Below are 11,760 nucleotides of genomic sequence, written 5' to 3'. Positions count from 1 at the left end.
ACCACCCTGACCTTGAAGTTCAGCCCTGGGTCGAGGACGAGCTGGTAGTGTTCTGCGCGCCACAACACCCCCTGGCGACGCTAGGCCACGCGGATATCCAGACATTGTCCCAGGAAGCCTGGATTCTTCGCGAGCAAGGCTCCGGTACACGCCTGACCTTTGACCAGGCCATGCGCCATCATCGCGCCAACCTCAACATCCGCCTGGAGCTGGAACACACCGAAGCCATCAAGCGCGCGGTGGAGTCAGGCCTGGGCATCGGCTGCATCTCGCGCCTGGCCCTGCGCGATGCGTTCCGCCGCGGAAGCCTGGTACCGGTGGAAACGCCGGAGCTGGACTTGATGCGCCAGTTCTACTTCATCTGGCACAAGCAGAAGTACCAGACGTCGGCCATGCGCGAGTTTCTTGAGTTGTGCCGCAACTTCACCGCAGGCTTTACCCGCAGTGACGAGATCGTGCTGCCACCAATCGCCTAGAGCAGAATCACACCCCAGACCAGGGCAACCATGGTCAGCGCCACCAGTTGCGCGGCGCTGCCCATGTCCTTGGCGTTTTTCGACAAGGGGTGGCGCTCAAGCGAGATACGGTCGATGGCGGCTTCCACCGCCGAGTTGAACAGCTCGACGATCAGGCCCAGCAGGCACACCGCGATCATGATCGCCCGCTCTGCGCGGCTGACCGGCAGCCAGAAGGCCGTCGGGATCAGCAGCACGTTGAGCAGTACCAGCTGGCGGAATGCGGCCTCGCCCTTGAAGGCGGCGCGCAAGCCGTCCAGCGAATAGCCGGCGGCGTTGAAGATGCGTTTGAGGCCGGTCTGGCCTTTGAATGGCGACATGTGCGTCACTTCACCGATAAAAGGCCGGCAGACTAATCCAGCGTGGGTCAAAAAGGCGTGAAGAAGCAGCCAGTTAGTGGCTGGCAACCGATTCAAGTTGTTGCAGCAACAAGGCTGCCTGGGTGCGAGTACGCACGCCCAGCTTGCGGAAGATCGCCGTCACGTGGGCCTTGATGGTGGCCTCCGAGACGCTGAGCTCGTAGGCGATCTGCTTGTTCAGCAAACCTTCACAAACCATGGTCAGTACGCGGAACTGCTGCGGCGTGAGGCTGGCCAGCCCTTCGCTGGCAGCCTTGGCCTCGGCCGAAACGTCGACTTTCTCGAACGCCTGCGGTGGCCACCAGACCTCGCCGTCCAGCACCTTGCGCACGGCGTCCTGAATCACTTCCAGCGGGCTGGACTTGGGGATGAAGCCACTGGCGCCAAATTCGCGCGACTTGACCACAACCGCTGCTTCTTCCTGCGCCGATACCATCACCACGGGGATCTGCGGGTATTGCCCACGCAGCAGGACCAGCCCGGAAAAGCCATAGGCGCCCGGCATGTTGAGGTCCAACAGCACCAGGTCCCAGTCGGCTTTTTCGCTCAGGCGGCTTTCCAGTTCGGCAATACTCGCAACCTCAACCAGGCGTACATCGGCGCCAAGGCCCAGGGTAACAGCCTGGCGCAGGGCGCCACGAAACAGCGGGTGGTCATCGGCAATCAGGATTTCGTAAGTGGCCATCGATCTAAGGATCCTGTTCTGTGCCAGGCGCGTGCGGGGTAGTCAGGGCGCTTGGCGGAAAGGCACGGCAAAGTCCGGGGTAACAGCATTTTCGGCGTGCCCGAATCGGCGCCAAGGATGCCGAGCACGGTCGGGGTGGTCAAGCCAATTGCCCTGCCGTCCTCGCCCACCCTGGCTGCCAGCCCCGTCATTATGAACCAATCCGGCGTCACTGCCCCTTGGACTATAGGAAGGTATGCAAACGCTGATGCGCGTCGTCCTGCTCGTCCAGCGGCAAATGCCGCTTGGCGCTCAGGTAGTGCAAGCTGAACACGTCCAGGTAGGCGTCCAGGGCCTGCGAGGCACGCTGATCGCCAGCCAGCTCCAGGCACATGGCGGCCACTTCCGCCGTGCAGAAGTGGTCGTCACGCTTGGAACGGCGCAAGCGGTAGCGCGACATCTGTTCGGCTTCAAGGCTCAGCACCGGGAAGCGGTCCAGGTACGGGCTCTTGCGAAACATCTTGCGCGCCTCGGTCCAGGTGGCGTCGAGCAATATGAACAACGGCCGTTTACCGGGCTCGCGCACCACCTGGTTGACTACCCGCTCCTGGGCAACGAACTCGCCGGGGAAGACGATATAGGGCTGCCATTGAGGCTGTTCGAGCAGCGCCAGCAGGTTGTCATCGACTGCTGTGCGCTGCCAGCCGAAGGCCGAGGTATCCTCGACCAGGTCGGCAATCAGCCAACCGGTGTTGGTCGGCTTGAGTGGCTCGGTGTCGTGCATCAGCAGGCACACACCCGACTCCGCCGGCACCCGGGGCTTCCAGGCACACAGGCAATGGCTGGCAATGACCCGGCATTGCGGGCAACGGACGGCCCGAGAACCCCGGGCAATGAACGGCTTGTTGCTGCGGGCCAGGCGTTCGGCGCGCAGGCGCGCTACCGCGTGGCTCATGCTGGCAGGCCTTTGGAAAGGTTGAAGATGAACACTGCGAGGGCTCGGAAACACAAAACGCAAGTCTACCAGAGCGGGCGTCATTTGCCGTGCAGCGGGACTGGCCGGGCCCTTATAATCGACACTTTGGCGTACCCGACCAGCCGTCAAGCGCCCCTCAGGGAACGCCACCTGCCGGCGCATGTCAAACCGCCAGTCAATGAACCAGGAGAGATACATGCTGCGCCTTATCGTCCCGACCCTGAGCCTTTTGCTCACCCTGCCCCTGGCGGCCCAGGCGGCGTCCAAGCAGGACTACGATCTGAACAAGATGCTGCAGAAGGTCGCCAAAGAGAGCAGCGTCGGCACGCCCCGCGCCGTCAACGAAGACATCCTTGACCAAGGCTACACCGTCGAAGGCAAGGCCCTGGTCAACCACCTGAGCGTGCGCCAAAGCCATGCCGAGCGCATGCAGGGCAACCCGGACCAAGTCCGCAGCCAGTTGGGAGACAGCGTTTGCCGTAACAGCGGTTACCGCAACCTGATGTCCAAGGGCGCTGTGATGGTCTATCGCTTCACGGTGTACAAGACCAACCAGCCAGTCATGGACCAGGCATTCGATGCCGCCAGCTGCGTTGCGGGCAACAAAAAGAAGTAACCGATGACCTAGACCACCCGCTGGTCATCAGGCGCGCGCCACTGCTCTTCTTCGGCATCGGCGCGCAATTCTGCCAGAAGCGCCTGCAGGTAGCGTGACTGGCACTCCAGCTCCGAAAGCCTGCGACGACACTCTGCTTCAAGGCTCAGGTGGTGCACCTGCGCCGCATTTTCCAGCTGCTGATAGAGCTGCTGGTCCACCTCGATGATCAAGCGATGCATACCGCCACCTCCTGCATCGATACGTTTCGCTTCCCCAGTTAACCAAACCCTCAGCGCCATTGTGTGCGCGCCGACCAGCGGCTGCTGCAATGACTGCGGCACGATCAGGCGCGAGGGTCTAGATTGATATCGAGTACACCCGAATCGACGAGATGGATTGATTGCCACTGCACCCTGGCCTTGAAGGCCTACTGCAACGCTCGAACTGCACACTCGAGCATCAGCAGCCAGCGACGCATGCAGTGTCGCGGCCGGGACACACCATCGACCCGGTCAGAGGTTTTGCTGCAAAAGGAGACGTTGAATGCCTTTCCAACCCAATGAGCTGTTGTTCAATCATTTCAGGGACAACAACATCGACCTGAGCAAGATCGACGAACAACTGCAACTGGTTGCACCGAACAGCCCCAACCTGCCCCTGTACCGCGACATGATGCTGACCATCCTGCGCATGGCCCACGACGACACCGACCGCTGGAGCGCCAAGATCACCCTGCAGGCGCTGCGCGAGCTGGACCACTCGTTCCGCGCCCTTGAACGCTACAAGGGCCGACGCAAGGTGACGGTATTCGGCTCGGCCCGAACGCCACTGGAACACCCGATGTACGCCCTGGCCCGCGAGCTGGGCGCCACCCTGGCCCGCTCCGACCTGATGGTCATTACTGGCGCCGGAGGTGGCATCATGGCTGCAGCCCACGAAGGGGCCGGTAGCGAACACAGCCTGGGCTTCAACATCACCCTGCCCTTTGAGCAGCATGCCAACCCCACGGTGGACGGCACCGACAAACTGTTGCCCTTCCACTTCTTCTTCATTCGCAAGCTGTTTTTCGTCAAGGAAGCCGATGGCTTGGTGCTCTGCCCGGGCGGGTTCGGCACGCTGGATGAAGCACTCGAAGTGCTCACCCTGATCCAGACCGGCAAGAGCCCATTGGTGCCGGTGGTGTTGCTCGACTCACCCGGTGGCAGCTTCTGGCGCGATTGCCTGGCCTTCATCAGCCGCCAGCTCGAAGAGAACCGCTACATCCTGCCCACCGACCTCAAGCTGGTGCGCCTGGTGCACAGCGCCGATGAGGCGGTGGAGGAAATCAACCAGTTCTACAGCAACTACCACTCCAGCCGCTGGCTAAAGAACCAGTTCGTGATTCGCATGCATCACCCGCTCAGCGAGGCTGCGCTGTACGACATTCAGGAAGGTTTCGCCGATTTGCGCCTGAGTGGCAAGTACCATCAGCACGCCGACAGTGGCGCGGAGCATGAGGTAGGTAACTTCAGCCACCTGACCCGGCTGTCGTTCGCCTTCAACGGCCGCGACCAGGGCCGTCTGCGCGAGCTGGTGGACTTCATCAACCTGCCGGAGAACTGGGCCAAGCCGCAGCCCATGCACACGACCCAGCGCGCCAGGGAGGCGTTGAAGGTCAATTGAACCACCCACCGCCGGGCGGGGGTAAATCGGCCTCTGCGAATATCGCGGCCTCTGTAGGAGCGGCCTTGCCGGGGCGCCGGACCGGTCGGAAAGGGGCGCGTAGCGGCCCCAGGTTCTGTGTCGTTGCAGGGGGGCCGCTGCGCAGCCCTTTCGCGACGCAAGGCCGCTCCTACAAGGAACCGTGAGGTTTCAATAATCGTCGAGGTCGCGACCACTGAGCAAACGGCTGATCATCTCCATGGAGAAACCACGGTAGGCCAGAAAGCGGGTCTGCTGGCCACGGCTGCGGGGGTCATGGGGGCGCTGGCCGGCAAACTTGCGCTGCCAGACATCCATCAGCCGCTGCGCCCAGTCCACACCGCTTTCACGCAATGCCTGATCGATATCGCCACGCGCCAGGCCGCGCTGGCCAAGCTCTTCGCGTATACGCGCAGGGCCATAGCCGGAATTGGAGCGATACCGAATGAAGCTTTCGAGGTAGCGGGCTTCGCTGAGCAGCCCTTCTTCGGCGAGCCGGTCGAGCTCAGGCTCGATCAACTCATCCGAAGCGCCGCGCTGACGCAACTTGCGCGTCAGCTCGACGCGACCATGCTCACGTCGCGCGAGCAGGTCCATGGCTGTCCGCCGAATGGCGACGGGGGTGTCGAGTACGGCGGACATAATCGGCTATCTACAACCGCTATCAATAACCGGCTTCGGCATCAGCCACGTCGTCGGCCTTGGCCTCGACTGCGGCAGCCTTGCCTGCTTCGGCGGCAGCACCAGCCTTGAGCAGCTTCTCGCGGATCTGCTTCTCGATCTCGGCGCCAATGGCCGGGTTCTCAGCCAGGTACTTGGCGGCGTTGGCTTTACCTTGGCCGATCTTGTTGCCCTGGTAGGCGTACCAGGCACCGGACTTCTCCACCAGCCCCTGAGAAACACCCAGGTCGATGATCTCGCCGTTGCGGTAGATGCCCTTGCCGTAGAGGATCTGGAACTCGGCCTGACGGAACGGCGGCGAGACCTTGTTCTTGACGATCTTGACGCGGGTTTCGCTGCCGACCACTTCGTCGCCTTCCTTGACCGCGCCGGTACGGCGGATGTCCAGGCGCACGGAGGCGTAGAACTTCAGGGCGTTACCACCGGTGGTGGTTTCCGGGCTGCCGAACATCACGCCGATCTTCATACGGATCTGGTTGATGAAGATGACCAGGCAGTTGGCGTTCTTGATGTTACCGGTGATCTTGCGCAGCGCCTGCGACATCAGACGGGCCTGCAGCCCCACGTGCATGTCACCCATCTCGCCTTCGATCTCGGCCTTGGGGACCAGAGCAGCCACGGAGTCGACGATAATCACGTCAACCGCGTTGGAACGCACCAGCATGTCGGTGATTTCCAGGGCCTGCTCGCCGGTGTCCGGCTGCGAAACCAGCAGGTCGTCGACGTTGACACCCAGCTTGCCGGCGTATTCCGGGTCGAGGGCGTGCTCGGCGTCGACGAAGGCGCAGGTGGCGCCGTTCTTCTGGGCTTCGGCAATGACCGACAGGGTCAGGGTGGTTTTACCCGAGGACTCCGGGCCGTAGATTTCGACGATACGGCCTTTTGGCAGGCCGCCGATACCGAGGGCAATGTCCAGACCCAGGGAACCGGTGGAGATGGCCGGGATGCCCGTGCGCTCGTGGTCGCCCATGCGCATGACCGCGCCCTTGCCGAATTGGCGTTCGATCTGACCCAGGGCCGCAGCCAAGGCGCGTTTCTTGTTGTCGTCCATTGAAATCCTCACGTGTTCGACTTGGCCCTGATGGCCGGAATACCTGTATAAGTAGCCAGTATTATTCCACAGCGAAGCGCGCGAGCAAACCCCTGTCGTCGATTTACTCGGCACCAAGCTGTAACAAGCCGTCTAGCGCGGCGATCACCGTTTGTCGGCGCACCGCATCGCGGTCGCCGTCAAACTGGCGGCGTTCGCTGAAGACATGGCTGCCATCGGCCCAGGCCAGCCACACGGTGCCCACCGGTTTGGCCGGCGAGCCACCGTCTGGCCCAGCCACCCCGCTCACCGCCACGGCAAACCGTGCGCCGCTGGCGGCTTGCGCCCCGCGGGCCATGGCTTCGACCACTTCCTGGCTGACCGCACCCACCTGGCCGAACAGCGACTCGGGCACCCCCAGCTGGCGGGTTTTCTGGGCATTGGAGTAGGTCACGTAGCCGGCTTCGAACCAGGCCGAACTGCCGGGGATGCGGGTGATGGCCTCGGCGATGCCGCCGCCGGTGCAGGATTCGGCGGTGGTCACCTGGGCATTGAAGCGGCGCAGGTGTTCGCCCAGGCGGGCGGCAAGGGTGGTGATCGGGTCCATGGCAGGCTCCTTGAAGACTGGGCACTACCCTACCACCCCATGACCCGTAGGCCTCAGGAAACCTTCAGGCTGTCCCGGGCAATCGCGCTGAACGCAAGCTCGTCGCGCTGCCCAAGGCGAGGCAGCCCGGCTGGCCACTCCTGGCTCCAATCCAGGCCGCCCAGCTTGCGCATGTCCTCGATCGCCGAGCGCCACCAGATCACCTTGCAAGCACGCTGGTAATCGTCACTGCCGATGACACTGCCATAAAGAAGTTTGCGGCCGATACCGCGCAGCTCCGGTGGCACGCGCTTGAGGCTCCACTTGACCGATAGCCGGTTGAGCCAGGACGGCACCGGGCGATGCGCCGGCACCTTCAAGGCCAGGCCAGGCATCTTGGCAGCAAAGTGTTCACCGTGACGGGCGAAGAAGATCTCGAGGATAGCGTGGATGTACTGCTTCATTGCAAAGTAGTGGCTGATCACGCCACGCGCCTGGTTGATCTGCGCCCCGTGCAACTCGAACGAGAAAGCGATCTGCTCGATGGTGTGCAACGCTTGCGCGTAGGGCGTCCATGCATCGATACGCTGGATCGCACGCTCGGCGATACCGGCGTTGTCACGGGTAAAGCCCATGACGCCGCTGTTGCACAGCTGCAGCTCGGCGGCCGGCGCAGCGCCATCACGGGCAAGCCCTGTGGTGAAGCCCCGGTAGTAGTCACTGCGTGACGCCTCGGCCCAGCTCATCTCGATTTCGTCTACCAGGTACTGCCCGACATCTACCTGGCTGAACAGCTTCTGCGGCGATTGCAGGAAAACCGTGTCGGTATCGATGAACACCGTCTTGTCCGCCCATTGCCCGGCATGGGCAATGGCGCAGGCCTTGCGCCGATGCGTGTAGCCACCGTCCCCGGTCCAGGCGTGCAGAGTCTGCTCATCCAGCGCGATCACCTCGACGGGCCACCCTGCGAAGGCCTGCGGCTGGTCGGTCAGCACACGGATTACCGGCAGCTCGGCCGGCTTGCAGCGAGCCAGGGCTGTGAGGATGCTGAACTTGGCCTCCAGCTGATAAATCCGGCGCTCACCATAAAGGAGGTAGATCAGCTGTTGCTTTACATAAGGGACACTGTTGGACAGGTTCATCTACGTCACGGCTGGGGGCAGGCAAAAAGGCCGAGCATTCTAGTGGAGTAATCGGCGAAGCTCCATCACTGCCCGCCGAACTGCGCGCACATGCCCTACCGCAGCCGCCTGCATCTGGATGAAAAAGCCTGTACCATTGCCGGTTTTACCATCGCCAACCAGATCACCCGCTGTAAGGCCCTGAATGTCTGATCTCTCCGCACACACCCCGATGATGCAGCAGTACTGGAAGCTGAAGCACCAGCACCCGGACCAGCTGATGTTCTACCGCATGGGCGACTTTTACGAGATCTTCTACGAAGATGCGAAGAAAGCCGCGAAACTGCTGGATATCACGCTGACCGCGCGCGGTCAGTCGGCCGGCCAGTCCATCCCCATGTGCGGCATTCCCTTCCATTCGCTCGAAGGTTACCTGGCCAAACTGGTCAAGCTCGGCGAATCGGTGGTGATCTGCGAGCAGATTGGCGACCCTGCCACCAGCAAGGGCCCGGTGGAACGCCAGGTGGTGCGCATCATCACCCCCGGCACGGTCAGCGACGAAGCGCTGCTCGACGAGCGCCGCGACAACCTGATCGCCGCCCTGCTGGGCGATGAGCGCCTGTTTGGCCTGGCGGTGCTGGATATCACCAGTGGCAACTTCAGCGTGCAGGAGATCAAGGGCTGGGAAAACCTGCTGGCCGAGCTCGAACGCATCAACCCGGTCGAGCTGCTGATCCCCGACGACTGGCCGCGTGACCTGCCCGCCGAGAAGCGCCCCGGCGCGCGACGCCGTGCGCCTTGGGACTTCGACCGCGACTCGGCACGCAAGGCGCTGTGCCAGCAGTTCGCAACCAAAGACCTCAAGGGCTTTGGCTGCGACAAGCTGACCCTGGCCATTGGCGCTGCCGGCTGCCTGCTGACCTACGCCAAGGAAACCCAGCGTACCGCCCTGCCGCACCTGCGCAGCCTGCGCCACGAACGCCTGGACGACACGGTGATCCTCGACGGCGCCAGCCGCCGCAACCTGGAGCTGGACATCAACCTGGCGGGCGGGCGCGACAACACCCTGCAGTCGGTGATCGACCGCTGCCAGACCGCCATGGCCAGCCGCTTGCTGAGCCGCTGGCTGAACCGCCCGCTGCGTGACCTCAAGGTGCTGCAGGCGCGCCAGGACTCGATCCGCTGCCTGCTCGACGGCTACCGCTTCGAAAAACTGCAGCCGCAGCTCAAGGAAATTGGCGATATCGAGCGGATCCTCGCCCGTATCGGCCTGCGCAATGCCCGGCCACGCGACCTCGCCCGCCTGCGTGATGCCCTCGGCGCCCTGCCCGAGCTGCAGAACGCCATGGCCGAGCTGGAAGCCCCGCACCTGGCGCGCCTGGCGGCCATTACCGGCACCTACCCGGAGCTGGCCAGCCTGCTGGAACGGGCAGTGGTCGACAACCCGCCGGCGGTGATCCGTGACGGCGGCGTGCTCAAGGCCGGCTACGACAATGAGCTGGACGAGCTGCTGGCGATCAGCGAGAACGCCGGCCAGTTCCTGATCGACCTGGAAGCCCGCGAGAAGGCCCGTACCGGCCTTGCCAACCTAAAGGTCGGCTACAACCGCGTGCACGGCTACTTCATCGAGCTGCCGACCAAGCAGGCCGAACAGGCCCCTGGCGACTACATTCGCCGCCAGACCCTCAAGGGCGCAGAGCGCTTCATCACGCCGGAGCTCAAGGCGTTCGAGGACAAGGCACTGTCGGCCAAGAGCCGCGCCCTGGCCCGCGAGAAGATGCTCTACGATGCCTTGCTCGAAACCCTGATCAGCCACCTGGCACCGCTGCAGGACAGCGCCGCTGCCCTGGCCGAGCTGGACGTGCTGAGCAACCTCGCCGAGCGCGCACTGAACCTCGACCTGAACTGCCCCCGCTTCGTCGACGAGCCGTGCCTGCGCATCGAACAGGGCCGGCATCCGGTGGTCGAGCAAGTGTTGACCACGCCGTTCGTGGCCAACGACCTGGGCCTGGACAACAGCACCCGCATGCTGATCATCACCGGCCCGAACATGGGCGGTAAGTCCACCTACATGCGCCAGACCGCACTGATCGTACTGATGGCGCACATCGGCAGCTTCGTACCGGCAGCCCAGTGCGAGCTGTCGCTGGTGGACCGTATCTTCACCCGTATCGGCTCCAGTGATGACCTGGCCGGCGGGCGCTCGACCTTCATGGTCGAGATGAGTGAAACCGCCAATATTCTGCACAACGCCACCGACTGCAGCCTGGTGCTGATGGACGAAGTAGGCCGCGGCACCAGCACCTTCGACGGCCTGTCGCTGGCCTGGGCCGCCGCCGAGCGCCTGGCCCAACTGCGGGCCTACACGCTGTTCGCCACGCACTACTTCGAACTCACGGTACTACCGGAGAGCGAACCGCTGGTGGCCAACGTGCACTTGAATGCCACCGAACACAACGAGCGAATCGTCTTCCTGCACCACGTACTGCCAGGCCCTGCCAGCCAAAGCTACGGCCTGGCCGTGGCACAACTGGCCGGGGTGCCCACTGCCGTGATCCAGCGTGCCCGCGAGCACCTGGGCCGCCTGGAAACGGCGAGCCTGCCACACGAGCAGCCGCACAGCATCAAGGCCAAGGACGCGCTACACGTCCCGCACCAGAGCGATCTGTTCGCCAGCCTGCCACACCCGGCCATCGAGAAGCTGGGCAAGCTGGACCTGGACGACATGACCCCTCGCCAAGCTATCGAAATGCTATATCAACTAAAGAACCTGTTATAACGGCGCCCACTACAAGCTGGTAGAATCCGCCGCGGTTTGCTGGTGCTGCAGGTTATTAGCCTGGCCTGCAGCCACATACCCGTAAACCGCGCGGCCCTGAGAGGAAGGGCCGCCGCCGTCGCCTGAGGAGAGAACTAGAAATGACCTTCGTCGTCACCGACAACTGCATCAAATGCAAATACACCGACTGCGTGGAAGTCTGTCCGGTGGACTGCTTCTACGAAGGCCCGAACTTCCTGGTCATCCACCCGGACGAGTGCATCGACTGCGCACTGTGCGAGCCGGAATGCCCAGCGCAAGCCATCTTCTCGGAAGACGAAGTGCCATCGGGCATGGAGAACTTCATCGAGCTGAACGCCGAACTGGCCGAAATCTGGCCAAACATCACCGAGCGTAAGGACGCCCTGCCCGACGCTGAAGAGTGGGATGGCAAGACTGGCAAGATTGCAGACCTGGAGCGCTGATAGCGCCCGGAAACGAAAAAGGCCCATGCGGGCCTTTTTTCATTTTCAGCAGGCAAAAAAAAGGGGCGGTTTGACCCGCCCACATTTTTTTCCGTAGTCCCTGATTGTCCCAAACATCGTCCTGATGAAATCGCTTCTTGCGATGTCCTTGGCCTTCTCCCTGAAAGCCTGTGCATGTCCGTGTGCACAGTTCGAATACTAGCGATTTCAGGGGGGCAGACAACCGCAGAACCTCACAGGATATTGCCGTGGACACATTTCCTCGCATCAAAATAAATCATGTTTTTCAATGAGTTGGGATTAAACC

General features: G+C 62.7%; 12 protein-coding genes and 1 pseudogene. 5 read left to right on the top strand and 8 right to left on the bottom strand.

The window, feature by feature from the left end:
- Positions 1–476 (top strand): annotated as a pseudogene (gene finR / locus NP534_RS22600) (LysR family transcriptional regulator FinR); the annotation flags it as partial.
- Here the strand turns inward: finR and NP534_RS22595 are convergent.
- The 3 genes from NP534_RS22595 to NP534_RS22585 form a co-directional block, all read right to left on the bottom strand.
- Positions 473–835, bottom strand: a complete 363-nt coding sequence (locus NP534_RS22595) for a diacylglycerol kinase (RefSeq protein WP_027595832.1) — start codon at positions 833–835, stop codon at positions 473–475. The pseudogene finR and the gene NP534_RS22595 overlap by 4 nt on opposite strands.
- A gap of 73 nt (positions 836–908) precedes the next feature.
- On the bottom strand, positions 909–1,559 hold the full coding sequence (gene erdR / locus NP534_RS22590; protein ID WP_274100168.1) for a response regulator transcription factor ErdR: 651 nt from the start codon (positions 1,557–1,559) through the stop codon (positions 909–911).
- Between the two features lie 223 nt (positions 1,560–1,782).
- Entirely contained in the window at positions 1,783–2,493 is a 711-nt protein-coding gene (locus tag NP534_RS22585; protein WP_033700842.1) for a tRNA-uridine aminocarboxypropyltransferase, read from the bottom strand.
- Between the two features lie 217 nt (positions 2,494–2,710).
- Here NP534_RS22585 and NP534_RS22580 point away from each other — a divergent pair, with 217 nt between their 5' ends.
- On the top strand, positions 2,711–3,130 hold the full coding sequence (locus NP534_RS22580) for a quorum-sensing-regulated virulence factor family protein (RefSeq protein ID WP_274100167.1): 420 nt from the start codon (positions 2,711–2,713) through the stop codon (positions 3,128–3,130).
- A gap of 8 nt (positions 3,131–3,138) precedes the next feature.
- Here the strand turns inward: NP534_RS22580 and NP534_RS22575 are convergent, their stop codons facing one another.
- Positions 3,139–3,351, bottom strand: coding sequence for a hypothetical protein (locus tag NP534_RS22575; RefSeq protein WP_033700845.1), 213 nt, complete (start codon positions 3,349–3,351; stop codon positions 3,139–3,141).
- 304 nt (positions 3,352–3,655) lie between these two features.
- On the opposite strand from NP534_RS22575, the gene NP534_RS22570 reads away from it, so the two are divergent.
- Entirely contained in the window at positions 3,656–4,774 is a 1,119-nt protein-coding gene (locus NP534_RS22570) for an LOG family protein (RefSeq protein WP_274100166.1), read from the top strand.
- 189 nt (positions 4,775–4,963) lie between these two features.
- On the opposite strand, the gene recX is transcribed toward NP534_RS22570, so the two are convergent.
- The 4 genes from recX to NP534_RS22550 all read right to left on the bottom strand — a co-directional run bounded on the left by recX (position 4,964) and on the right by NP534_RS22550 (position 8,231).
- Positions 4,964–5,434 carry a recombination regulator RecX gene (gene recX / locus NP534_RS22565; RefSeq protein ID WP_186662981.1) on the bottom strand — a complete coding sequence of 157 codons (471 nt, stop codon included), beginning with the start codon at positions 5,432–5,434 and terminating at the stop codon, positions 4,964–4,966.
- Positions 5,435–5,456: 22 nt separating this feature from the next.
- A complete protein-coding gene (gene recA, locus NP534_RS22560; protein ID WP_033700849.1) occupies positions 5,457–6,524 on the bottom strand; it encodes a recombinase RecA in 1,068 nt (355 codons plus the stop codon).
- A 103-nt stretch (positions 6,525–6,627) separates the two neighbouring features.
- Entirely contained in the window at positions 6,628–7,110 is a 483-nt protein-coding gene (locus tag NP534_RS22555; RefSeq protein ID WP_274100165.1) for a CinA family protein, read from the bottom strand.
- 53 nt (positions 7,111–7,163) lie between these two features.
- On the bottom strand, positions 7,164–8,231 hold the full coding sequence (locus NP534_RS22550) for a hypothetical protein (RefSeq protein WP_274100164.1): 1,068 nt from the start codon (positions 8,229–8,231) through the stop codon (positions 7,164–7,166).
- 184 nt (positions 8,232–8,415) lie between these two features.
- On the opposite strand from NP534_RS22550, the gene mutS reads away from it, so the two are divergent.
- Positions 8,416–10,989 (top strand): DNA mismatch repair protein MutS, encoded by a 2,574-nt coding sequence (mutS, locus tag NP534_RS22545; RefSeq protein ID WP_274100163.1) that lies wholly within the window; start codon positions 8,416–8,418, stop codon positions 10,987–10,989.
- A gap of 140 nt (positions 10,990–11,129) precedes the next feature.
- On the top strand, positions 11,130–11,453 hold the full coding sequence (gene fdxA, locus NP534_RS22540; RefSeq protein ID WP_027595821.1) for a ferredoxin FdxA: 324 nt from the start codon (positions 11,130–11,132) through the stop codon (positions 11,451–11,453).
- Positions 11,454–11,760: the final 307 nt, after the last annotated feature.

The sequence above is a fragment of the Pseudomonas sp. 39004 genome, assembly GCF_028682155.1.
In the GTDB taxonomy this organism is placed as follows: domain Bacteria; phylum Pseudomonadota; class Gammaproteobacteria; order Pseudomonadales; family Pseudomonadaceae; genus Aquipseudomonas; species Aquipseudomonas capeferrum.
The sequence above is the reverse complement of the archived record's forward strand: the minus strand, read 5'-3'. Positions and strand labels throughout refer to the sequence as shown.

Excerpts from the sequence above, each read along its gene's own strand:
- NP534_RS22555 (WP_274100165.1), bottom strand. The coding sequence starts at position 7,110 with ATGGACCCGATCACCACCCTTGCCGCCCGCCTGGGCGAACACCTGCGC.
- mutS (WP_274100163.1), top strand. The coding sequence starts at position 8,416 with ATGTCTGATCTCTCCGCACACACCCCGATGATGCAGCAGTACTGGAAG.
- erdR (WP_274100168.1), bottom strand. The coding sequence starts at position 1,559 with ATGGCCACTTACGAAATCCTGATTGCCGATGACCACCCGCTGTTTCGT.
- NP534_RS22570 (WP_274100166.1), top strand. The coding sequence starts at position 3,656 with ATGCCTTTCCAACCCAATGAGCTGTTGTTCAATCATTTCAGGGACAAC.
- NP534_RS22595 (WP_027595832.1), bottom strand. The coding sequence starts at position 835 with ATGTCGCCATTCAAAGGCCAGACCGGCCTCAAACGCATCTTCAACGCC.
- recA (WP_033700849.1), bottom strand. The coding sequence starts at position 6,524 with ATGGACGACAACAAGAAACGCGCCTTGGCTGCGGCCCTGGGTCAGATC.
- NP534_RS22575 (WP_033700845.1), bottom strand. The coding sequence starts at position 3,351 with ATGCATCGCTTGATCATCGAGGTGGACCAGCAGCTCTATCAGCAGCTG.
- NP534_RS22585 (WP_033700842.1), bottom strand. The coding sequence starts at position 2,493 with ATGAGCCACGCGGTAGCGCGCCTGCGCGCCGAACGCCTGGCCCGCAGC.
- fdxA (WP_027595821.1), top strand. The coding sequence starts at position 11,130 with ATGACCTTCGTCGTCACCGACAACTGCATCAAATGCAAATACACCGAC.
- recX (WP_186662981.1), bottom strand. The coding sequence starts at position 5,434 with ATGTCCGCCGTACTCGACACCCCCGTCGCCATTCGGCGGACAGCCATG.
- NP534_RS22550 (WP_274100164.1), bottom strand. The coding sequence starts at position 8,231 with ATGAACCTGTCCAACAGTGTCCCTTATGTAAAGCAACAGCTGATCTAC.
- NP534_RS22580 (WP_274100167.1), top strand. The coding sequence starts at position 2,711 with ATGCTGCGCCTTATCGTCCCGACCCTGAGCCTTTTGCTCACCCTGCCC.